Annotated in this window: 23 protein-coding genes; 10 read left to right on the top strand and 13 right to left on the bottom strand. The window is 67.6% G+C overall.

Annotation, left to right across the window (positions count from 1 at the left end):
- Positions 1-122 precede the first annotated feature (122 nt).
- Positions 123-410: a CzcE family metal-binding protein gene (locus DA1_RS25935; protein ID WP_224986389.1), complete on the top strand. Its 288-nt coding sequence runs from the start codon at positions 123-125 to the stop codon at positions 408-410.
- Between the two features lie 67 nt (positions 411-477).
- Here the strand turns inward: DA1_RS25935 and rpe are convergent, their stop codons facing one another.
- The gene (rpe, locus tag DA1_RS25930) at positions 478-1161 is read right to left on the bottom strand and encodes a ribulose-phosphate 3-epimerase (RefSeq protein WP_012202654.1); all 684 of its coding nucleotides are present in this window, start codon (positions 1159-1161) and stop codon (positions 478-480) included.
- Positions 1162-1277: 116 nt separating this feature from the next.
- Here rpe and apaG point away from each other — a divergent pair, with 116 nt between their 5' ends.
- From apaG to DA1_RS25910, 4 genes are all read left to right on the top strand, one after another.
- A complete protein-coding gene (gene apaG / locus DA1_RS25925; protein WP_034389582.1) occupies positions 1278-1685 on the top strand; it encodes a Co2+/Mg2+ efflux facilitator ApaG/CorD in 408 nt (135 codons plus the stop codon).
- 52 nt (positions 1686-1737) lie between these two features.
- Positions 1738-3705 carry a transporter-like protein TlpB gene (gene tlpB, locus DA1_RS25920; RefSeq protein ID WP_012202652.1) on the top strand — a complete coding sequence of 656 codons (1968 nt, stop codon included), beginning with the start codon at positions 1738-1740 and terminating at the stop codon, positions 3703-3705.
- Positions 3706-3903: 198 nt separating this feature from the next.
- Complete coding sequence (locus DA1_RS25915) at positions 3904-5166, top strand: cation:proton antiporter (protein ID WP_034389577.1); 1263 nt, start codon at positions 3904-3906, stop codon at positions 5164-5166.
- A complete protein-coding gene (locus tag DA1_RS25910) occupies positions 5156-6280 on the top strand; it encodes a YbdK family carboxylate-amine ligase (RefSeq protein WP_013804717.1) in 1125 nt (374 codons plus the stop codon). The genes DA1_RS25915 and DA1_RS25910 overlap by 11 nt, the downstream gene beginning before the upstream one ends.
- A 20-nt stretch (positions 6281-6300) precedes the next feature.
- On the opposite strand, the gene DA1_RS25905 is transcribed toward DA1_RS25910, so the two are convergent.
- The 4 genes from DA1_RS25905 to DA1_RS25890 all read right to left on the bottom strand — a co-directional run bounded on the left by DA1_RS25905 (position 6301) and on the right by DA1_RS25890 (position 11354).
- The gene (locus DA1_RS25905) at positions 6301-8421 is read right to left on the bottom strand and encodes an alpha/beta hydrolase domain-containing protein (protein WP_034389576.1); all 2121 of its coding nucleotides are present in this window, start codon (positions 8419-8421) and stop codon (positions 6301-6303) included.
- Positions 8422-8529: 108 nt separating this feature from the next.
- Positions 8530-9513: a Bug family tripartite tricarboxylate transporter substrate binding protein gene (locus tag DA1_RS25900; protein ID WP_034389575.1), complete on the bottom strand. Its 984-nt coding sequence runs from the start codon at positions 9511-9513 to the stop codon at positions 8530-8532.
- A gap of 48 nt (positions 9514-9561) precedes the next feature.
- Positions 9562-9933 (bottom strand): AtuA-related protein, encoded by a 372-nt coding sequence (locus tag DA1_RS25895; RefSeq protein ID WP_034389574.1) that lies wholly within the window; start codon positions 9931-9933, stop codon positions 9562-9564.
- Positions 9930-11354, bottom strand: a complete 1425-nt coding sequence (locus DA1_RS25890) for an acyclic terpene utilization AtuA family protein (RefSeq protein ID WP_051940484.1) — start codon at positions 11352-11354, stop codon at positions 9930-9932. The genes DA1_RS25895 and DA1_RS25890 overlap by 4 nt, the downstream gene beginning before the upstream one ends.
- Positions 11355-11424: 70 nt before the next feature.
- Here DA1_RS25890 and DA1_RS25885 point away from each other — a divergent pair, with 70 nt between their 5' ends.
- The 5 genes from DA1_RS25885 (at position 11425) to DA1_RS25865 (ending at position 16188) form a co-directional block, all read left to right on the top strand.
- Positions 11425-12324, top strand: coding sequence for a LysR family transcriptional regulator (locus tag DA1_RS25885; RefSeq protein WP_034389573.1), 900 nt, complete (start codon positions 11425-11427; stop codon positions 12322-12324).
- A 65-nt stretch (positions 12325-12389) separates the two neighbouring features.
- The gene (gene thiL, locus DA1_RS25880) at positions 12390-13355 is read left to right on the top strand and encodes a thiamine-phosphate kinase (protein ID WP_034389571.1); all 966 of its coding nucleotides are present in this window, start codon (positions 12390-12392) and stop codon (positions 13353-13355) included.
- A gap of 38 nt (positions 13356-13393) precedes the next feature.
- Positions 13394-15055, top strand: coding sequence for a DUF4139 domain-containing protein (locus DA1_RS25875; protein WP_034389570.1), 1662 nt, complete (start codon positions 13394-13396; stop codon positions 15053-15055).
- A gap of 130 nt (positions 15056-15185) precedes the next feature.
- Positions 15186-15686 (top strand): phosphatidylglycerophosphatase A family protein, encoded by a 501-nt coding sequence (locus DA1_RS25870; protein ID WP_174549418.1) that lies wholly within the window; start codon positions 15186-15188, stop codon positions 15684-15686.
- 10 nt (positions 15687-15696) lie between these two features.
- Entirely contained in the window at positions 15697-16188 is a 492-nt protein-coding gene (locus DA1_RS25865) for a CinA family protein (RefSeq protein ID WP_034389567.1), read from the top strand.
- On the opposite strand, the gene DA1_RS25860 is transcribed toward DA1_RS25865, so the two are convergent.
- The 8 genes from DA1_RS25860 to DA1_RS25825 form a co-directional block, all read right to left on the bottom strand.
- Positions 16169-16483, bottom strand: coding sequence for a helix-turn-helix domain-containing protein (locus DA1_RS25860; protein WP_034389565.1), 315 nt, complete (start codon positions 16481-16483; stop codon positions 16169-16171). The genes DA1_RS25865 and DA1_RS25860 overlap by 20 nt on opposite strands.
- A gap of 33 nt (positions 16484-16516) precedes the next feature.
- On the bottom strand, positions 16517-17341 hold the full coding sequence (locus tag DA1_RS25855; RefSeq protein WP_016450524.1) for a YecA/YgfB family protein: 825 nt from the start codon (positions 17339-17341) through the stop codon (positions 16517-16519).
- 149 nt (positions 17342-17490) lie between these two features.
- Positions 17491-18012, bottom strand: a complete 522-nt coding sequence (locus tag DA1_RS25850) for a hypothetical protein (RefSeq protein ID WP_255288198.1) — start codon at positions 18010-18012, stop codon at positions 17491-17493.
- Between the two features lie 12 nt (positions 18013-18024).
- Positions 18025-19119, bottom strand: a complete 1095-nt coding sequence (locus DA1_RS25845; protein WP_034389561.1) for a type VI immunity family protein — start codon at positions 19117-19119, stop codon at positions 18025-18027.
- Between the two features lie 34 nt (positions 19120-19153).
- Positions 19154-20242 (bottom strand): type VI immunity family protein, encoded by a 1089-nt coding sequence (locus tag DA1_RS25840; protein WP_051941052.1) that lies wholly within the window; start codon positions 20240-20242, stop codon positions 19154-19156.
- Between the two features lie 38 nt (positions 20243-20280).
- Complete coding sequence (locus tag DA1_RS25835) at positions 20281-21036, bottom strand: hypothetical protein (RefSeq protein ID WP_034389558.1); 756 nt, start codon at positions 21034-21036, stop codon at positions 20281-20283.
- On the bottom strand, positions 21033-21437 hold the full coding sequence (locus tag DA1_RS25830) for a hypothetical protein (protein ID WP_034389556.1): 405 nt from the start codon (positions 21435-21437) through the stop codon (positions 21033-21035). The genes DA1_RS25835 and DA1_RS25830 overlap by 4 nt, the downstream gene beginning before the upstream one ends.
- A partial coding sequence (locus DA1_RS25825) for a DUF4123 domain-containing protein (protein WP_155737670.1) occupies positions 21434-21692 on the bottom strand: 259 nt, incomplete at its 5' end. The genes DA1_RS25830 and DA1_RS25825, both read right to left, overlap by 4 nt.

The raw sequence follows: 21692 nt of genomic DNA, 5'->3' as shown, positions 1-21692 counted from the left end.
AGTCTCCGCCATGGACTGAATACAGTTCATGGCGGATTTCATGAATCCGCCCATGTATCCGCCCTATTTCGGAGGCATATTCAATGAAATCCATATTCATATTGGGCACCGCAGCAATCGTCATGGCTGCATTGCCGGCCCATGCGGAACGCTTTGCAAACGGCAAATCCTATTACGGATCGCCCGCGCCTGCGGGCGTCTACCGTACTGTCGATCTATCGCAGAAAGCGCCCATCAATATCGCCTGCGGCGAAACCGTGAATTTCACCAGCCAGGGCCGCACATTCGCGTGGAAGGTCAGCTCCATCCAGCACAACCATGTCCCGGTAGCGCGCTTTGCGCCGCCCGGTTTCGACACGCAGGGCAAGAGCATCTTCGTCATGCCCGGAGAGCATGAGCTGGGCGGCTGAAAGCGCCGTTGGCAACGAAAAGGGCCCGCAATTCGCGGGCCCTTTTTTGCTGGAGGCAGGCCGAAGCTCAGGCGGCCAGGGCGCCGCGCATGGCGTCGATCACGGCCTTGTAGTCAGGCTTGCCGAAGATGGCGCTGCCCGCCACGAAGGTGTCGGCACCGGCATCGGCCACGCGGCGGATGTTGGTTTCCTTGATGCCGCCGTCCACTTCCAGGCGGATGTCGCGGCCGCTGGCCTCGATGCGCTTGCGCGCGGCCTCGATCTTGCGCAGCGTGCTGTCGATGAAGCTCTGGCCGCCGAAGCCGGGGTTCACGCTCATCAGCAAGATGAGGTCGATGTCGTCGATGACCCAGTCCAGCACGTCCAGCGGGGCGGCGGGGTTGAACACCAGGCCGGGCTTGGCGCCCTGGGCGCGGATGTTCTGGATGCTGCGGTGCACGTGGGCCGTGGCATCGGGGTGGAAGCTGATGTAGTCGGCGCCGGCCTTGGCGAAGGCCGTGGCCAGTTCGTCCACGGGCGAGACCATCAGGTGCACGTCGATGGGCACGGGCTGGCCGTCGGGCGTCTTCGCATGGGGCTTCAGGGCCTCGCAGATCATGGGACCGAACGTGAGGTTGGGCACGTAGTGGTTGTCCATCACGTCGAAGTGGATCCAGTCGGCGCCGGAGGCGATCACATTCTTGACCTCATCGCCCAGACGGGCGAAGTCGGCAGACAGGATGGAGGGGGCGATGCGGTAGGTGGGGCTCATGGCCTGCGATTGTCGCAGCTAGCCCATGCCGGCACCAGCGACGGCACAAAGCCATGGACGGCGGCGCGTGGGGACGTTCGCAAGCCGGTACATTGCGGGCAGTTACCATTGCCGCCATGCCCATGAACGAGTTCCAGGTCCAGGTACGCCCCGCCTTTTTGCCAGAGCAATCCGCTCCAGCGGCGGGCGTATACGCCTTCTCCTACACGATCACCGTGACCAATACCGGCCAGGTGCCGGGCCAGTTGATCGCGCGCCACTGGATCATCACCAACGAACTGGGCCATGTCGAAGAGGTCAAGGGCCTGGGGGTGATCGGCCGCCAGCCGCTGCTGCAGCCTGGCGAGACCTTCGAGTACACCAGCGGCTGCCAGCTGCGCACGCCCAACGGCAGCATGCAGGGCAGCTATCTGTGCATCAGCCACGAGGGCGAGGTCTTCGAGTGCAGCATTCCGCGATTCCAGCTGATATCCGGTGCCGGCGGCGACAGCTTTCCAGACCCTGACAACCGCGTGCTGCACTGAGCGCGTTCCTCGGGGGAGGCGCTAGTCTTCCGCCCTGCCGCAAGACCCCTACATGAAGCGAATCACCCAAGACCTGCCCGGCCTTCTGGCCGCACTCGACCCCGAGGCCGACCTCGCGCACCGCCATATCTGGCTGATCCACCTGCTGGAGTGGGTGCGCGCGCCCAAGCCGTCGGTGGACGGCGCCGTGCAGCGTGTGCAGTTGCTGGTGGAGGCCGTGGAGGCCGACCCGGCCGTGCGCCAGCGCCTGCATGCCTGGTGGCTGCGCTTCATCGACACCGTGGACATCACGGCGCTGCTGGCCGATTTCGGCTTTGCGCCGCGCACCAACATGTTCAGCGAGCTGTCCGAGCGCGCACGCTACAAGCTGCTGCCCAGCACGCCCGAGACGGTGGATGCCTCCGAGCTGTTCATGCTGGCCATGCCCGACGAATTCGACGCGCGCTGGCTGCACGCGCTGGAGGCGCCGCTGCTCGAACGCATCGCACTGCTGCTGACCGACGGCAGCGAGGGCCAGGGCAGCAGCTTCTGGCAGAACAGCCTGCTGGGCTCCATCACCTATTGCACGGGGCAGATCCTGTCCACGGGCTTTTCGCCCGAACTGCGCCTGCGCATGGACGAGCAGGCGCGCGACGACCAGCCCTTCCACGCCCTGATCCACGACGCCGAGAGCCTGCGCGTGGAGGTGATGCACGCGCTGCGCACCAATGACCGGCGCGATGCGGCCGAGGCCCGGCTGCGCGAGCGCCTGGATGCCTGCCGCGCGGCCGTGACATCGGTCTACACACATTTCGAGTCCGAAGGGATTTCGGTGGGCCTGGTGTTCCGCCTGCGCCAGCTGCGCGCGCGCATCCTGCGCGTCAGGCGGCTGCTGGACTGCCTGGTGGCCGACAACCGCGCCACCGAGACGGCCGACCTGCTGGCCAACCTGGTGTCCGTGGGCATTGAGCGGCGCAGCCTGCGCGCGCTGCTGTCCACCAACACCTCGCTGCTGGCGGCCAAGGTGGCCGAGCGCAGCGCCGAGACAGGCGAGCACTACATCACGCGCACCGGCCGCGAATACCTGTCCATGGCGACCAAGGCCGCTGGCGGCGGCTTTGTGATGGCCTTCACCACGCTGCTGAAGTTCGCGCTCTACGCGCTGGGGCTGTCGGCGTTCTGGGGTGGGCTGGCGGCGGGCATCAACTACTCCATCAGCTTTGTGCTGATCCAGCTGCTGCACTTCACGGTGGCGACCAAGCAGCCGGCCATGACGGCACCGGCCATGGCCGCCAAGCTCAAGGACCTGCGCGCCAGCGAGGCCATCGAGGAGTTCGTGGACGAGGTCGCCCACCTGGTGCGCTCGCAGGTGGCGGCCGTGCTGGGCAACGTGCTGGTGGTGCTGCCCATGGTGCTGCTGCTGTCGCTGGGCTATGCCCAGCTGTTCGGCCACACGCCCATCGACGGGCCGCATGCGATTGCCGTGCTCGACTCGCTGAGTCTGCTGGGCATGTCGCCGCTGTTCGCGGCCTTCACGGGCGTGCTGCTGTTCGCCAGCAGCCTGATCGCGGGTTGGGCGGAGAACTGGTTCGTGCTGCGCCGGCTGGACTCGGTGATCCGCTACAACCCCGGCATCACGCGCTGGCTGGGCGCCAAGCGTGCCGACCGCTGGGCGCATTTCTGGCGCAAGAACATTTCGGGCTTTGCCGCCAACGTCTCGCTGGGCATGATGCTGGGCCTGGTGCCCGCTTTCGCGGCCTTCTTCGGCCTGGGGCTGGAGGTGCGCCACGTCACGCTGTCGGCAGGCCAGATCGGTGCCGCCATGGCGGCCCTGGGCTGGCAGGTGCTGCACTCCGACATGTTCTGGTGGGCGGTTGCCCTACTGCCGGTCAATGGCGCGTTGAATGTCACTGTCAGCTTTTATCTGGCATTCCGCGTTGCGATGAGGGCACACAATGTCAGCGGAGTCGACCGCTCGCGCATCTATTCGGCCATCCGCCGCCGTCTGCGCACAGCGCCGCTGAGTTTCTTCCGCCCCTGAGCCTGCGGGACCTCGGGAACCACGCGGAACCCACGTGCTGGCGTGCCCGCCCGGCCTTGCAGCCCGGCAGTCACGCCAGTGGATCGCCAACGAAGTGTCCCCGTGCCAGGCGCACGGGACGCGGGCTTGCCCGCGCCGCAGGGAAGGCCCTGCGGAGCTTCGCTTGCGGGCCACTGGCTCGCGCAAAGGACCTCGCTTATGAATGACATGCTGAGCTTCTGGGAACCGTGGCTGCGGCCATCGGCCGGGTTGGCCACGGTGCAATGGTCCCTGCTGCTGGCCGTGGCCACCATGGTGGGTTACGCCTGCCAGCGCCATGCGGCCCTGCCCAAGGTGGTCGGCTATTCGCTGGTCGGCGGCATTGCCGGGCTGATCGGCTTTGGCGCCAACACCGCCTGGCCGCTGCAGGGCACGGGATTGTTCCTGCTGGAGCTGGGCGTGGCCATCGTGCTGTTCGAATGCGGCGGGCGCATCACGCTGCGCTGGTTCCGCCACAACCCCATGGTGCTGGTGCAAAGCGTGGCCGAATCCGCGTTGACCTATGTGCTCGTCTCCCTGGTGCTGCGCTGGCTGGGCGTGGCCCCCGAAGTGGCCGGGCCGCTGGCCCTGGTGGCCATGGCAGCCTCGCCCCTGGTGCTGACGCGCGTGGTGGCCGACATGCGTGCCGCAGGCGCCGTGACCGATCGCGGCCTGGTGCTGGCCACCCTGTCCACGCTGTATGCGCTGGCCCTGGGCAGCGCCAAGGCGGGCATGCTGACGCAGCCCAAGGCGGGCTTCGTGGCCTCGATCATGCCGGTGCTGGTGGTGCTGGGCGTCTCGGTGGCCGTGGCCCTGGTGCTGGCCGTGCTGATGCGCCTGGCGCTGCGCTTCATGAGCCCGGCCAGCGAGAACACCTCCATCCTCTTTCTCACGCTGATCTCGGCCAGCGTGCCCGTGGCCTCGTACCTGGGCGGCTCGGCGCCGCTGGCGGCGCTGCTGGGCGGCATCCTGCTCAAGCAGTTCAACCCGCGCCCCTGGGCCTGGCCGCGCCAGCTGGGCACGGCGGCCTCGCTGCTGACCATGCTGATGTTCGTGCTGGTCTCCACCGTGGCCGCGCAGGCCGACTGGAGCGCGCCGGTGGCCGGCGTGGTGGGCGCCGTGATCCTGGCACGCCTGGTCGCCAAGACCATGGGCGTGGCCGTGGGCAATGTGGGCACGGGCGCCAACTGGCGCCAGGCCTTCTGGGTGGGCTGCGCCATGGCACCCATGTCATCGGTGGCGCTGCTGATTGCATCGCAGTTCGTGGCCGCCGCGCCCGAGCTGGGCGCGCAGATCGCAGGCGTGGCCCTGCCCACCATTTTGGTGATGGAGGTGCTGGGCGCCGCCCTGGCCACCGTGGCCATCTACCGCTCCGGCGAAAGCTCCCGTCCCTGGAAGCCGCTGAGCCGCACGAATACCGCAGGAGATGAACGTGAGTCTTGAAGCCTTCAACTCGTCCGAACCGCTGACCCTGGGCGTGGAGCTGGAACTGCAGCTGGTCAACACCCACGACTACGACCTGGCCCCCTACGCCGAGGACATGCTGCGCCTCATGCTCAAGAACCCGCTGCCCGGCAGCGTGGTGCCCGAGATGACGAACAGCATGATCGAGATCTCCACCAGCGTCTGCCATTCGGCCTCGGAGGTGCTGGGCCAGCTCAGCCAGATCCGCGATGCGCTGGTCAAAAGCGCCGACAAGCTCAACATCGCCGTGGTGGGCGGCGGCACCCACCCCTTCCAGCAGTGGCATGAGCGGCGCATCTACGACAAGCCGCGCTTCCAGGAGCTGTCGCAGCTGTACGGGTACCTGTCCAAGCAGTTCACCATCTTCGGCCAGCACGTGCACATCGGCTGCCCCGACGCCGATGCGGCCCTGCTGATGCTGCACCGCATGTCGCGCTACATCCCGCACTTCATTGCGCTGTCGGCCTCCAGCCCCTATGTGCAGGGCCATGACACGGCCTTCGACTCGGCGCGGCTGAACTCGGTGTTCGCCTTTCCGCTGTCGGGCCGCGCGCCCTGCGTGCTGCACTGGAGCGAGTTCGAGCAGTACTTCGACAAGATGACGCGCACGGGCGTGGTCAAGAGCATGAAGGACTTCTACTGGGACATCCGGCCCAAGCCCGAGTTCGGCACCATCGAGATCCGCGTGTTCGACACGCCACTGACCATCGAGCGCGCAGCCGCCCTGTCCGGCTATGTGCAGGCGCTGGCTGCCTGGTTCATGGACACCCAGCCCTTCACGCCCGTGGAGGACGACTACCTGGTCTACACTTACAACCGCTTCCAGGCCTGCCGCTTCGGCCTGGAAGCCGTGTACGTGGACCCGGCCACGGGCGAGCACATGCCGCTGGCCGACCATATCCTCAAGACCATGGATGCCGTGGCCGACTACGCGGCCCGCCATGGCGCCGCGCCCGCCCTGCACCTGCTGCGCAGCGACGTGGCCGCCGGCAGCAACGATGCCCGCTGGCTGCGCGAACGCCAGCGCAGCGAGCAGTTGCTGGCCGAGGTCTCGCGCCAGGCGGCCATGCGCTTTCGCGGCCAGGCCGTCTGAGGCCTGCGTTCAGCGCAGGCTCAAGGCAGCACCGCCGCCGCACGCGCGGCGGTGATCTGCGCGTCGGCGTCGCGCTGCAGCAGCAGGCGCTGGCGCACCAGGTCCTGGGCCGCGGCCGTGACGGCGCTCACGTAGCCGGCCTGATCAACATACAGCTCCTCCAGTGAAGGCCGCGCGTCACCGGCCGCCAGCCGCGCCGCGCGCGTCTTGTGGAAGGGGATGAAGCTGCCCGTGAGGTTGGACAGGTCCACGATGCCCGGCGTGGCCACGTAGTTGAACTCCATGCTGGTGCCCAGCGGTGCCCGCGCCTCCACGCTGCGGATGCCGGCGCGCGTGAGGCCGGTGGCCGCATCGACCTGGGGCACGAGGATGGCGTAGTCCTTGCCCGTGGCGCGCGGCGGCTGCAGCGTGGCGATGCCGCTTTCGTCCTGCGGCACGTACTGCGGGCCGAAGTCGAGCAGCGCAAAGCCGTTGTGGCGCGCCAGGTAGCGGAACTCGGGGATGGCGGTCTGCACGCCGCCCACGCTCCAGCTCAGGCCCTTCATGGCGGGAAAGACCAGCTTGTCGGGCCGCACCAGGGTGCCGTCGGCCAGCTTGGGCACCTGGCTGGCCGGCGGCTCGGTGCCGCGCACCACCCAGTCCTCCAGCGCGACGAACAGCGCGCGGAACGTGTCGTTGAAGTGCACCACGGTGCCGGCCGGATAGACATTGCGCGTGGGCGCATAGCCGATGCTGGCCGTGCCGCCTGCGCCGCCGTGCTGGGTGCTGGCGTAGTAGTAGATGCGCGCATTGGCGGGCTGGGCGATGTCGCGCAGGCCATTGGCATCGGTCAGCACGGGCGAGCCCTGCAGCTGCCAGAACTCCGTGCCCGACAGGCCCAGGAAGAACTTGGGGCAGGTGTTGCTGGCTTCGCAGCGCTTCATCACGCCGCCCTGGCGGCCGCTGACCTCGTCGCTGTAGTCCTTGTCCAGGCCACGCGGCGCGGTCTGTCCGAAGGCCGTGTGGTCGGTGCGCAGGCCGCCCCCGCCGCCGGGCACGGCGAAGCGCGTGTTGATGTTGGTCTGGCGCGCGGCCACATGGGCATACATGCCGTCGAAAACCTTGCCGCCATCGAGCGCCTGGTTGAAGCCCAGGTGCAGGAAAGTCTTCATGGCATTGCCCGACTGCGAGGTGCCCTGGCCGATGGTGTGCGTGATGCGCCCGGCCAGCGGATTGGCCTTGCCGTCGGCGTCGGCCGCCTTGGCGCGGAAGAAGCTCACCGTGTCGCGCAGCGCGGCCAGGCCCACGCCCATGACCTTGGGGTCCTTGGCCACGTAGACCAGCTCGTAGAGGTACTGCGGGTCGAACCCGCCCTTCAGGCAGACATTGGTGGCGCTGGGTGTGCCGGGGAAGGGATTGGCGGCGGCATCGCAGCTGGCGAACTTCCAGTCGCCCGCAGGCACGGTCTGGCGCGCATCGGTTTCGTTGATGCGGCGCGTGAGCGAGTAGCCGGCCTGCGTGTTGTCCAGGCTGGCGGGCTCGTAGGGGATCATGGTCCCGTTGAACACGCCGCCGGGCAGGGTCATGGAGGGCACGGCGGCGGCCGGGACCAGCTCGGTGCGGTAGCTGCCCGTGATGCTGCTGCCGTCCTTGTTGCGGGCCACGGGCACGGTGACCGTCAGGCGCGCGGGCGTGGACTTGGGCACGTCGCCCTGCCAGGCCGAGTACAGCAGCACATAGCCGCGCTCCAGGTAGACCGCATCGCCGGGCGTGGCCGTGGGGTTGGGCATGGTCAGGATGTTGCCGCGGTTGGGCGCGTCATAGCGCAGCACGCCGCTGGCCTTGGACATGTCCTTGGGCTTGAGCATGACGAAGTCGGTGCTGTACTCGACCATGCCGCGCGCATTGACGGGCGCCAGCGCCAGGTCCTGGATCACGGCGTTCTTCGGGTCGGCCGGGTCCAGCTCGCCGCGCAGCACGCCGGTCACTTTCTCATAGGCGCCGACACTGCCGTAGCTGCCGGCAAAGTCCTCGGTGGCGCTGATGCTCAGCTGCATGCGAGGCGCCTGCGAGCCGGCGGGCGAGTCACTGCCGCCGCAGGCGGTCAGCAGGCCGGATGCGGCAAGGGCAAGGGCCAGTGGATGGGTGGATCTGATGTGCATGTTGTCTCCTTGGGGTCATGGCACAGGCAAGGCTCCGCCCTGGCCGCCGTGCATTGCGGCGGCCTAGGACGGTTCGGAAAAAAAGGGAACGGGAGAGCGGGGAGCGGCCTACTCGGGCTGGATGCCGGCGGCCTTGATCACCTGGCCCCACTTCTGGGTCTCGCCCGCCTGGAAGGCAGCCAGCTCCTGGGGCGTTGCGGTCCAGCCCTCGGAGCCGGACATCTCGAAGAAGGACTTGGCGCCCGCGCTGTGCACGGCGTCGGACAGCAGGCGGTTGAGCCGGGCCACCACGGCCTCGGGCGTGCCAGCGGGCGCGTAGGCCGCGAACCAGTAGCCCATGTCATAGCCCTTGACGCCGGCTTCCTCCAGCGTGGGCACCTCGGGCAGCTGCGGGCTGCGTTTGGTGGTGGAGTAGCCCAGGGCGCGCAGCTTGCCCGACTTGACCTGGGGCACGCCGGTGGAGGTGTCGGTGATCATCAGGTCGATCTGGCCGCCCAGCAGGTCGGTGATGGCCAGCGGATTGCTCTTGTAGGGCACGTGCATCAGGTCCACGCCGGCCAGCTGCTTGAGCATTTCACCGGCCACGCGGCTGGAGGAGCTGCCGCTGCCGAACGACAGCTTGCCCGGCTGCTTCTTCGCCGCCGCCAGCAGGTCGCCCACGTTCCTGTACGGCGCATCGGCGCGCACCACCAGCACCTGGCCGCCCTTGCCCAGCCCGGCCACGGGCGCGAAGTCCTTGACCGCGTCATAGGGCAGCTTCTTGTACAGATGCTGGTTGGCCGCATGCGTGGTGTTGGTGGTGATCAGCACCGTGTAGCCATCGGCCGCCGAGCGCGCCACCTGCTGGGCCGCGATCATGCCGCTGGCGCCGCCCTTGTTCTCGACCACCACCGCCTGCTTGGTCGCCGTGGTCACGGCCTGGCCCAGCGCCCGTGCCAGCTGGTCGGTGGCGCTGCCGGCCGCAAACGGCACGACGAAGGTGATGGGCTTGGACGGATAGTCCTGTGCCAGCGCCGGTGCTGCGGCGGCTGCCAGCGCGCAGGCGGCCAGCGCGAGCACATGGCGGCGGGGGAAGTTGTGCGAAAAGTGCATGTCTGTCTCCTTTGTTGTGATGAATGTGTGACGGGCGGGTGCTGCCTGCTACTCCGGCGCCAGGTGGGGCAGCAGCGAAGCCGGTATGTGGGCCTGCATCTGCAGCAGCCAGTACGACAGCGCCTTGCCGTGGCTGTCGAGGTTGAGCGCGTCGTTGACGCCGCCGTCCAGCACCGCGTCCAGCACCCAGTTCATGGCCTGCAGGCGCTGCAGCACGAAGCGCTGCACGCGCGCAGGGCGCCGGGCTGCGAAGTGCGCGGCCACGCGCACTTCGGTGATCTGCTCCACCAGCACGGGCCAGCAGGCGGCATTCCAGGCGATGAGGCTGATGTTGGAGCGGTTGCCCTTGTCCCCCGTGCGCCCGTGCGCCAGGCGGTACAGCGGCACGGTGACGGGCATCGTGGTTGGCAGTGTGTTCATGCGGCGTGCTCCCCGGCTTCTTTCCCGACCTCTTCCTCGGCCCACTTCCATCCGGTGGCGACGCTCTGCTGCGCCAGCAGGCAGGACACCGTGCCCAGCCGCGCGCGCAGCGCCGTGCGCACGCCGCCGCCGCCGGCCGGCCCGCAGGTGTACAGCGCATTGACCTCGCGCGGCAGGCGCCGCGCCTGGGCCTGCGTGGGGCGCAGCCAGGCGGCGCGCAGACGCACGTCCTGGGGGGCGGCTGCGCCGGCCGGCTGCGCGTCGCGCCAGCGGCCGGCGTCGTCGCCCAGCACGCTGGCCACGCCGATCCAGTCCAGGCGCAGGTCGCCTGCGGCCTCGCCGCCCAGGCGCTCGCGCAGCACCTCGCCGGCCAGCCGGGCGCGCTCCAGGGCGCGCGGGCCGGCATAGGAGATCTCACCCTCGGCCAGCCAGCCCGAGGCATGGCAGACATTGACCTTGTAGTGGCCGTTGTGCGCATGGCCGCGCACGCCGCTCAGGCGCACGGCGTCAGGCCCCACCTGGTGCACCTCGGCCTCGGACAGGTCGGCCACCACGTCGGGCGTCAGGTAGGCGGCCGGGTCGTGCACCTCGTACAGCAGTTGTTCCTTGACCGTGCGTTCGCTGACCAGGCCGCCCGTGCCTTCGGGCTTGGTGATGGTGCAGTCGCCCGAGGGCTCGATGATGGCAATGGGATAGCCCAGCCGCGCCAGGCCCTGCACGTCCTTGAAGCCCGGGTCGGCGAAGTAGCCGCCCGTGACCTGGGCGCCGCATTCCAGCAGGTGGCCTGCCATGGTGGCGCGCGCCAGGCGGTCCCAGTCGTCCCAGGCCCAGCCGAAATGCGCCATGGCCGGTCCCAGGGTCAGCGAGGGGTCGGACACGCGGCCGGCCACCACGATCTCGGCGCCGGCCTGCAGGGCCTCGGCAATCGCGCGGGCACCGATGTAGGCGTTGGCACTGACCAGCGAATCCTCGGGAAACTCCGCGCCCAGCGCGGCCCGCAGCGCCTCGCGGTACGCCGGGCCGCTGACATCGTCGCCATGCACCACGGCGATGCGCGGCACGCGCAGGCCCAGGCGCTGCGCCAGCCGCTGGATGCAGCGCGCCGCACCTTCGGGGTTGGCGGCACCGAAGTTGCTGACGATGCGTATGCCATGCGCCAGGCAGTCGGCCAGCACGGGCTCCAGCAGGTCCTCCAGCAGGGGTTCATAGCCCGCGTCGGGCTGCTCGCGGCGCGCGAGCTGGGCCAGCGCCAGCGTGCGCTCGGCCAGGGTCTCGAAGATCAGGCAGGCGCGATGGCCGCTGGCCGCCAGCGCGCGCACCACGGGCGCGGCGGCATCGGTGCGGTCGCCCGAGAAGCCGGCTGCGCAGCCCACCCACAGCGGGGGCTTGTCCGGGGCAAAGGAGGTTTCCAGGTGGTCCATGCAGGCCAATGTAGGCAAGGGCTGCTAATCTGTGAAATCGATTATTCGGATCAACTCATCCAAAAACCCGATGAATATCTCCTCCCGCCAGCTCGATGCCTTCATCGCCCTGGCCCAGCTCAGCAGCTTCACGCTGGCCGCGCAGCGCTGCCATCTGTCGCAGCCGGCCTTCAGCGCCCTGATCAAGGGCCTGGAAGACGGCGTGGGCGTGCGCCTGTTCGACCGCAGCACGCGCCATGTGGCGCTGACGCAGGAGGGGGCGCAGTTCCTCGATGCCGCGCAGCGCATTCGCGCCGACCTGGGCGATGCCGTGCAGGGCCTGCGCGAGGCGGCGGCGCTGCAGCGCGGGCGCGTGTCCATCGCCCTGCTGCCTTCGCTGGCGGCGGCCTGGCTGCCGCCCGTGCTGGCACTGTTCCATGCGCGCCATCCGGGCATACAGCTGCAGGTGTCGGACCTGCTGTCCGAGTCCTGCATCGCCCAGGTGGCCTCGGGCCAGGCCGACCTGGCGCTGGCCGCCATCCGCGCCGACACCGAGGAGCTGCAGGCCGAATGGTTCTGCGCCGACCGGCTGCACCTGGTCTGCCGCGCCGACCATGCGCTGGCAGCGCTGCCCGCGCCAACCATGGCCGACCTGCGGGACCAACCCTTCATCCAGCTCGCCCGCCACAGCAGCGTGCGCCAGTACCTGGAATCGCAGGAGCAGGCCCCGCCCCTCAACACCTTGCTGGAAGTGGAGCACCTGGCCACCGTGATGGGCATGGTGCGCGCGGGCCTGGGCATCAGCGTGGTGCCGGCCCTGGCGCTGTTCCACTTCGTGCAGCCCGGCCTGGTGACGCGCCCGCTGGCCGATGCCGACCGCCGGCGCGACCTGTACCTGGTGCGCAGGCGCCAGCGCAGCCTGTCGCCTGCCGCCCAGGCCTTCCACGCGCTGGCGCTGGAGCATCGGCCCGGTGTGGGCGAGACCACCTGATACGGGGCAGCACGAACCTCGCAGCACAATAGCCCGATCGCCAAACGCATCCGAAAGCCGCCACCGTGGGTGAATTCGACCTGATCCGCCGCTTCTTCCAGCGCCCCGTGCGCCGCGCCGCCCTGGGCGTGGGCGATGACTGCGCCCTGCTCGCCCCGGCGCCGGGCATGCAGCTGGCCGTCTCCAGCGACATGCTGGTCGAGGGCCGGCATTTCTTCGCCGACGTGGACCCGCGCCTGCTGGGCCACAAATCCCTGGCCGTGAACCTGTCCGACCTGGCGGCCTGCGGCGCGCGCCCGCTGGCCTTCACCCTGGCCCTGTCCCTGCCGCGCGCCGATGCGGCCTGGACCGAGGCGTTTGCGGCCGGACTGCTGGCCCTGGCCGACGCCCACGGCTGCGAGCTGGTCGGCGGCGACACCACCCAGGGGCCCTTGAACATCTGCATCACCGTCTTCGGCGAGGTGCCGCCCGGCCAGGCCCTGCTGCGCAGCGGCGCGCGCGCGGGCGACGACATCTGGGTCAGCGGCAGCCTGGGCGATGCCCGCTTGGCGCTGGAAGCCCTGCTGGGCCACACCACCTTGCCACCCGGCACGCTGGCCGCCGCGCGCCAGCGCCTGGAAGCGCCCACGCCGCGCGTGGCCCTGGGCCAGGCGCTGCGCGGCATTGCCAGCAGCGCGCTGGATGTGAGCGACGGCCTGCTGGGCGACCTGGGCCACATCCTCGAGCAATCCCGCGTGGGCGCCAGCCTGGACACGCGCCTGGTCACGCCGCTGCTCGATGCCGGCCGGCACACGCCCCTGGCCATCGACCTGCTGCACCAGTGCACCCTGTCCGGCGGCGACGACTACGAGCTGTGCTTCACGGCCCCGGCCGACCGGCGCGATGCCGTGCAGGCCGCAGGCCGCGACACCGCCACGCGCGTCACGCGCATCGGCTGCACCGAGGCCCCGCCCGGCCTGCGGCTGATCGGCCCGGACGGAGCGGCCATGGCGCCCCGGTGGACCTCATTCGACCACTTCGCTGCGGCCTGACGCCGCGCCAAACCACTTTCATCCGAGAAGGACTGCCCATGGTTCAACGCTCCGCCCTGCCCGCCCTGCCCGCCCTCTCGGCCCTGGCCGCCGCCTGCTTCCTGCTGGCAGGCACCCCGGTCCAGGCCCAGGCACAAGCCCAGGAAGCCACCATCGCCCGCGCCCCCATCGCGCGCGTCACCCTGTATGCGGGCGTGGCCTCGGTGGAGCGCACGGCGCGCATCACGGCCGCCACGCGCCAGCTGGTGTTCGAGTGCCTGCCCGGCTCCATCGACCCGCAGAGCCTGCAGGTCAGCGCCGATGCCGGCGTGCGCCTGGGCGACTACAAGCTGCAGTCGCAGCCGCGCGAACTGGCCTCCAAGGCCTGCGCCAGCCCGCTGGAGCAGCAGATCCGCACGCTGGAAGACCAGCTGGCCGCGCTGGAGGCCGACGAGTCCGCCGCCAAGCTCGTGGGCGACTACCTGCAGGGCCTGGCCAAGCCCGGCGATGACGCCAAAGCCCCCGCCCTGCCCGCCGCCAGCCAGCTGGGCGCCGCCACCGAGGCGCTGCGCAGCACCAGCCGTGGCAACACGCTGCGCGCCCACCAGATCCTGCGGCAAAAGCAGGCGCTGCAGGAGCAGCTCAGGCCGCTGCAGCTCGAACGCGACCGCACGGGCGCAGGCAACGCCCAGGTGATGAAGGTCACCGTGCAACTGGCCAGCCCGGCCGATGCCAATGTGCAGCTCACCTACCAGGTGCGCGGCCCGAGCTGGCAGCCCACCTACCGCGCCCAGTTGGACCCGGCCAAGGGCACGGTGGCCATCGAACGCCTGGCCCTGGTGGCCCAGAACAGCGGTGAGGACTGGAGCCAGGTGCAGCTGCTGCTGTCCACGGGCCAGCCTTCGCGCAGCACGCAGGCGCGCCTGCCCAATCCCTGGACGCTGGATGTGGAACGGCCCCGCCCCGTGGCCGCCATGGCCCCTCCGCCAGCGCCGGCCCCGGCGGCCCCTGCGATGATGCTGGAGCGCGCCCGCAAGCCCGGGGCGGCCGGCGAGGCCGCCGAACTGCCGGTGCTCGATGTCGCCAGCCTCAACACCGCCTACGCCACGCAGTTCTCCGTGCCCTACCGCATCAGCGTGCCCTCCAGCAGCGAGCGCGTGACCCTGGCCCTGGGCTCGCAGAACCTGCCGGCCACCCTGCTCACGCGCACGGCGCCCGCCGTGGAAGAGGCCGCCTACCTGGTGGCCCAGCTGGCCGTGCCGGCCGGTGTCTGGCCCGCAGGCCCCGTGGCCCTGTTCCGCGACGGCGCCTTCGCCGGCCAGGGCCGGCTGGACTTCGGCAACGCCACCGCGCTGGCCCAGGGCCTGTCCTTCGGCCGTGACGACAAGGTGGTCGTGCGCAACCTGCCCGTGGACTCGGCCACGGGCAGCGGCGGCCTGCTCAGCAGCAGCACCGAACGCCAGGTCACGCGGCGCTTCCAGGTGGACAACCGCCATGACCGCGCCATCGAACTGCAGGTGGTGGACGCCGCACCCGTCTCGCGCAACGAGCAGATCCGCGTGCAGTCCCAATACAGCCCGCAGCCGGCCACCACGCGCTGGAACGACCGCAACGGCATGATCGCCTGGCAGCAGCCGCTGGCCGCTGGCGCCAGCGCCAGCTTCGAGGCCCGCCACCAGATCCGCCATCCGCAGGATCTGGCGGTCGAAGAGCGTCAGTGAAGCACCAGGGCCGCGCTTATGATCTGGCCCCATGAGTGACGCGCCGCTGCGGCCGGAAGTTTCCGGCGATCCTGCTACCCCCACCTTTGCCTCTGCGGCGCGCCCACCGGAAGGCCCGCCGCAGGGCGGCATGGCTCGCCCCACGCTGGAATTCATGATGTCCCACCCGGCCCACTTCATCGCCATGGGGCTGGGCTCGGGGCTGGGGCGCATCGCGCCCGGCACCGTGGGCACGCTGTGGGCCTGGCTGTCCTTCCTGCTGCTGCAGCACTGGTTCACGTCCCAGCAAATCGGCCTGCTGATCGCGGGCAGCATTCCCCTGGGCTGGTGGGCCTGCACGGTCACGGCGCGCCACATGCGCGTGGCCGACCCGGGCAACCTGGTCTGGGACGAGATCGTGGCCTTCTGGCTGGTGCTGTGGCTGGTCATGCCCACGGGCTTCTGGGGCCAGCTCATCGCCTTCGCGCTGTTCCGCTTCTTCGACGCCGCCAAGCCCCAGCCCGTCAAATGGGCGGACCGGTGCTTCAAGGGCTTCGGCTGGCGCGGCGGCTGGGGGATCATGTTCGATGATCTGGTGGCCGCCTTCTGCACGCTGCTGGTCATCGCCCTGTGGCGCCATTTCATTGGCTGAAGGAGCTGGCATGAGCGCATCCAACGAACTCGTCGAAACCCTGGCAGGCCTGCTGCTGCAGCGCAGCTGGATGCTGGCCACGGCCGAGAGCTGCACGGGCGGCATGATCGCTGCGGCCTGCACGGACCGCGCCGGCTCCAGCGAATGGTTCGAGCGCGGCCTTGTCAGCTACTCCAACGCGGCCAAGCACGACCTGCTGGGCGTGCCCGAGGCGCTGATCGCCGAACACGGCGCCGTGAGCGAGCCCGTGGCGCGCGCCATGGCCGAAGGCGCCGTCGCCCACTCACGCGCGCAGTGCAGCGTGGCCGTGACAGGCGTGGCCGGGCCGGGCGGCGGCAGCGCCGCCAAGCCCGTGGGCACGGTCTGGTTCGGCTGGAACGTGTACGGCACCACGCACAGCGAATGCCTGCGCTTTGACGGCGACCGCGCCGCCGTGCGCCAGGCCACCGTGGCACACGCCTTGCAGCGCCTCAATGCGCTGATCAGCGCAAGGCTTTTATGAGCTTGTGCGCGATCTCCTGCAGCGGTGCAGGCAGGGCGCGGTAGCTTTCCAGCAGGCGCTGCTCGTCCACGGGCAGCGGCGCGTTGTCGTCTTCCAGCCCGGCCGTCAGCTCCAGCGCCGTGGTCTGCAGCGCAAGGGCCACGCGGGCCAGGGTGTCGTTCTTGAGGGTGCGGATGGCCCCCGATTCGATCTGCGACACGGCCGAGGCCGTGATGCCTGCGGCCTCGGCCAGCCGGCCCTGGGTCATGCCCAGTTCGGCGCGGCGGGCGCGTATGCGTTCACCGATATGTCTCATGGCCCGTGCATCCAAAGCCTGTGGCGCGGGCGCTCAGGCGCCGTGGCACTTCTTGAACTTCTTGCCGCTGCCGCAGGGGCAGGGGTCATTGCGGCCCGGCTGCTCGCCCTTGACGATGGTTTCCTGGCGCGGGCCCATGCTCTTCCAGATCTGGCGCAGGTCGTACAGCGCCCAGATGGCCTCGCCGAACTGCTCCACGCGCTCCTGGCTGGTGCTCGCGGGGCCGTCCTCGTCGTACATGCAGACTTCGGGCTTGCCGGTGTCGTCCTCGGTCAGGGCCACGACGGCGTTGAGCGCCTCGTTGAGCCAGCCGGCCGCTTCCTTGTCGCGCGGGGCGGCCCATTCCTCGGCCCAGTTCTCGACCACGAACATGAAGCCCAGCGCCCAGATCTGGCCGAACGAGGGAATCTCGCCGTCATCGGGACGCTCTTCCTCGGGCAGCGACAGGATGGCGCCGCGCATGTCCATGGCCTCGGGCTGGAAGGTGCGGTCGTCTTCCAGCGTCTTCACGTCGGCGTCCAGCTGGGTGCGGATCTCGTCCATGCGCAGGCCCACCAGCTCCAGAAAGCGCGCCTGCTGCGCAGCGTCCTTGAACACTTCCATCAGCGGCAGCGGCTGGCCCTCGGCCGCCTCCAGCGTGCCGCCGTCGCCCAGCAGCATGGGCAGCCACTCGGCGGCCGGCACCTCGCGGCGCGTGCAGATCAGCGCCGTCAGGAAACCGTCGCAGAACTCCCACTGCGGAATCTCCTCGCCGCGCGTGCGCAGCTCGTCGAGCAGATCGTCAAGCTCCTCCAGCGCCTCGGGCGTCAGGGCAGGCTCGTCGGGCAGGGCGGTGGCTTCGTGGGCATCGTTGGACATGGCGGAAATCTCTAGGGAAAACAGGGGGAAGGAACCGGCCACGGCCAGCCCCTCGAATGAATGGCCCGCAGTGTAGCCGCGCCGCCATGCCCGTGGCGCCCGGTCGGAACTGGCGCCCACGGGGCCCTATCGCCCACATGGCCCACCCGCTACCCGGCTCCCTGCCAGGCCGGAAGCATGGAAAGCCCCACCCATTCCCCGACCCGGCTCATCGTCAAATTCTGCAAAGCGCCGCTGGCGCCGCCAAAGACTGCCACCAGTGCCCATGTCTGCTCGTCGAAACCGCGGGTCGTGCAGCAGGCCATCTGGGGCAGGCACAGCGCCTCGGACTGGTCCTGGGCCAGCAGGCTGACGAATTCCTGCGCGGTCACGGTCTCCGGATCCAGGCCCATGGGCCAGGACCCCTTCCAGCGCTGCGCATCCAGGGTCACGCTGTGCACGCCCCATGTCGGAGCGCCTGGCATGTCGCCCCAGGCCAGGCGTTGAAGGACCAGGTCCAGCCCCCTCTCCGCCCATGTCACCGGGTAAGGCGGGGCGTGATCGATCTTCAGCAGCTGCGCATCGCTCAATCCCGCCTGGCGCAGAGCCAGGCGCAGGTAATCCTGCCGGCTATGCCGTCCCAGCGTGCGCAACACGGCATCCATCAACGGGGCGGTGGGCTGTGGCTTCATGGTGCTTTCCATTCAGAACTCATCAAAACGACGCATATAGGCGTCGCATGCCAATTGCCACGCGTCTTCGTCGTTGGATCCTGATGGCGGGGCACCGATAAAGTCATTGAGCCGGGATTTGGCACGGACAGGCTTGAGCAGACGCGCCGCCTCGCCAAAGGCCGGCAGTGTCAGTCCCTTATCCATGTCCCCCAGCCCCGGAAAATCTCCTGCACGAATTCCCAGGCAGTTGCCCACATCTCCGGCAGAAAGGTATTGGCTGGCCTCAACCTGCTTACGCACTGCCTCCCGTCCGCCCAGTTTTTCCAGCAAGGCATCACTGACAAAACTGAGCCAATTGATACTGTACATGGCGTTGTTGAAGTCATGGCTTATCAACGCAAGGCTGCCCAAGGCATTCAATCCAGGAAACCGCTGCAAATAGGGATAGAGTACTTGCTGCCCTTGGCTAATAGGTCCGATATTTCGTTCTTCAACCGTTGACATGACTCCCCACCCTGCAATGGCCCAGAAGGGTTTCATCAATTCCACCACCTGAGAGGTAATGCGACCCACATTGCTTTCTGGCGGCTGGTTGATGATCCACCACGCGGGAAATGCCATGCGAATGAAAGACATGGAAGGACCTATTCCAGGGGAGGTGTGCCGGTCATGTAGCCATGTGAACTCTTCGTTAGCGATGCAACAGCGAAGACGAAAGTTTTGTGCATTATCCGTCCACGCTTCCGGCGGCTTTGGCGAGCCAGAGGCCAGGTGAAACATCATTGCATAACCTTTAGGATTATCCAGGCTCTTTTGCTTCTTCGTGGTCAGTTTCTTCTGCGCCGCACTACTGATTAATCTAGCCGGCATACCATCATGCCAGTAAACCAGCTTCTCTTTACCGACAGCCTCACAAAAGAGATCAACCACCTTCCATGCACGCTCACGCACAGCCAGAGAATCTCCTTCATGAAATACCATTTCAATGGTCCAGCCTGCTCGTGCGCAAATACATCCAAATCTATCCTGCAACGCCAGCCCCTTGAGAATATCCAGTGTTTCCACCATGTTGGTGCCCGATTTTTCATTGACTGATGGCCAGTCGAAGTCATGTCTTGCATCCATTGCCGCTCCTCCACTCCTTAATAATCCCCGGAAATCAGAACAAATCAAACCGACTCATATAGGCATCGCACGCCAGCAGCCATGCATGCTCATCATTGGAGCCAGAAGGCGGCGGTCCGATGAAGCTGTTGAGGCGGGATCTGGCACGGACAGGCTTGAGCAGGCGCGCTGCCTCGCCAAAGGCGGGCAACGTCAGCCCCTGGTCCATATCCCCCAGCCCCGGAAAGTCTCCTGCACGAATTCCCAGGCAGTTGCCCACATCCCCGGCAGATAGATACTGGCTGGCCTGCACCTGCTTTCGCACGGCCTCTCGCCCGCCCAGTTTTTCCAGCAATGCATCGCTGACAAAACTCAGCCAGTTGACGCTGTACATGGCGTTGTTGAAGTCATGACTCTGCAAGGCGTGGCTCCCTAAAGCATTCAAGCCTGGAAACCTCTGAAGATAGGGATATAGCACTTGCTGGCCCTTGCCATCGGGTCCGATATTTCGTTCTTCCACTGCAGGCATAATGCCCCAGCCTGCAATAGCCCAGAAGGGCTGCATCAACTCCACTAGCTGGGTGGTGAGGCTGCCCACATTGCGCTCGGGCGGTTGATCCAGAATCCACCAGATAGGAAATGCCATGCGAATGAAAGACATGGCAGGGCCTATGCCAGGGGATTGATAGCGATCCTTCATCCAAATCCCTTCGTCGTTGCTGATACGACAGTAAAGACGAAAGTCTTGTGCATTGTTTTCCCACACTTCAGGGGGCTTTGGCGTACCCGAGGCCATATGAAAGATCAGAGCATAACCTTTTGGGTTATCCAGACTTTTCTGCTTCTTCGCAGACAGCTTATTTTGCGCCATCGCACTGGTCAGCATGGCTGGCATTCCGTCGTACCAATAAACCAGCTTCTCCGTCCCTACAGCCTCACAGAAAATATTGACCACTTCCCATGCACGCTCACGCACAGCCAATGAATCTCCGTTATGGAAAACCATTTCAATGGTCCACCCTGCACGTGCGCAAACGCGTCCAAATCGATTCCGCAATACCAGAGCCTTGAGAATATCCATCGTCGCCACGGTGGCTTTTTGTAGTTCTCTGGTGCTCAAAGGTTTGTTGAAGTCTTTTGCCATATCCATCCTCCATATTTCGCTGTACCTAAACCATCGCTTCAAAAGGCCAATCCGAGGACTCTTGCGAGTGCGCTCCCCACCGCACCTACACCTCTGAGTGCCCGCCCCAGCGCAGTCGCACCAGCCGCAGCCCCGACCGCCGCCGCCGTATCCTTATTCACCCGCTCGGACAAAGAGATGGCCTTTTCCCTGTTGGCCTGCCATCGCGTTGCCTGGTTCAGCACACTTTCGTTTGCGTTTTCGCCATCCCAGTCGCACGCACAGCTTCCGGCGTCCAAGGCTTCCTCGAGGAACTTGTCTTCAAAAATATCTCTATATGCCTGAAACTGATTCATGCCATCTGGCCCTTCAACACTGGAAAAGCCATCTCCCGGAAACTTCATCTCATAGACCCGCTGCACGTTGTCCAGCACAGGCGGCAGGCGCGGGTTCTTCACCACGACCACATCGGGAATGCGCGAGCCCGCAGGCCGGCTGCGCGTGGGTCGTACGGGCTCCCTGCGCGACATGACGGGGGCCTTGTTCAGGTACGGCACTTCCTGCTTGTAGTAGCCCCGGTAACCTTCAAACCCGTCGGCCTGCATGACCACGCCGGCCACGCAGCGCTGGCCCAGGCCGCCGGTCATGCAGCAGCAAAACAGCTCGCACAGCGCCCTGCGGTCCAGTTCATTGTCGAAGTCCCGGGTGCCGCATACCTTGTTGAAGCCCACAAGCACGACGGCCTTGCACAGGTCCCTGGACCGCTTCAGGCGATTGAGGGCAATGAAGGCGGGGACCAGTTGCTCGCAGCTCATGCACCCGGGCCCCCCAGGGGCGAGGAGGACTCGCCCGCAGGCGTGCGCCGCCGCACCACGTCCCAGATGCCCATCGGCAGTTCAAGCATCATCAGCTGGATGCGTCCGTCAGACGGCAGGTCGGTGCGCGAGAGAAACTTGCACACGGCGGGAAACTCGTCGAAGCGCTCGCCAAACTGGTGGCGCAAGGCCAGGAAGCCGATGACATCGTCCGGCGTCGACAGGCCCCAGCCCACCGCGCGGTCAAGGCCTCGCCGGGTATGGGCCAGCAGCCTGTCATGCGGCCAATCCTGCTCGCTGAGATGGCAGGTCTGCCGCACGATGGCGGCAATCCCTCCCTCGCTGGGCACCAGGTTGCGGCGCAGCGTGCGCTGCATTTCCAGGGTTGAAATTTCCATCATGGCGAAGACACCTCCCATTGCCTGTTGTCCAGGCGCGCCAGGCCTGTGACGTGGTCCAGAAACTTGCGCTGCGCCAAGCCGACCCAGATCCCCTCGGGATGCGGTGCCAGGCAGGCGAGGATGCTGTGGCCGTGGAACCAGTCCCCCAGATGCGCCGGGTCGAACTGCGCCAGCAGGCGAGGCAGCACGCGCGGGTCGTAAAAGCGCAGCCACAGCCGCTGGCCGCCGTCTCCCCTGGCCTGCAGAAACCGCTTG

The organism is Delftia acidovorans NBRC 14950, assembly GCF_001598795.1.
Taxonomy (GTDB): Bacteria; Pseudomonadota; Gammaproteobacteria; order Burkholderiales; family Burkholderiaceae_C; genus Comamonas; species Comamonas acidovorans.
Note: the sequence above shows the minus strand (reverse complement) of the source record. Positions and strands in the feature narration are given on the sequence as shown.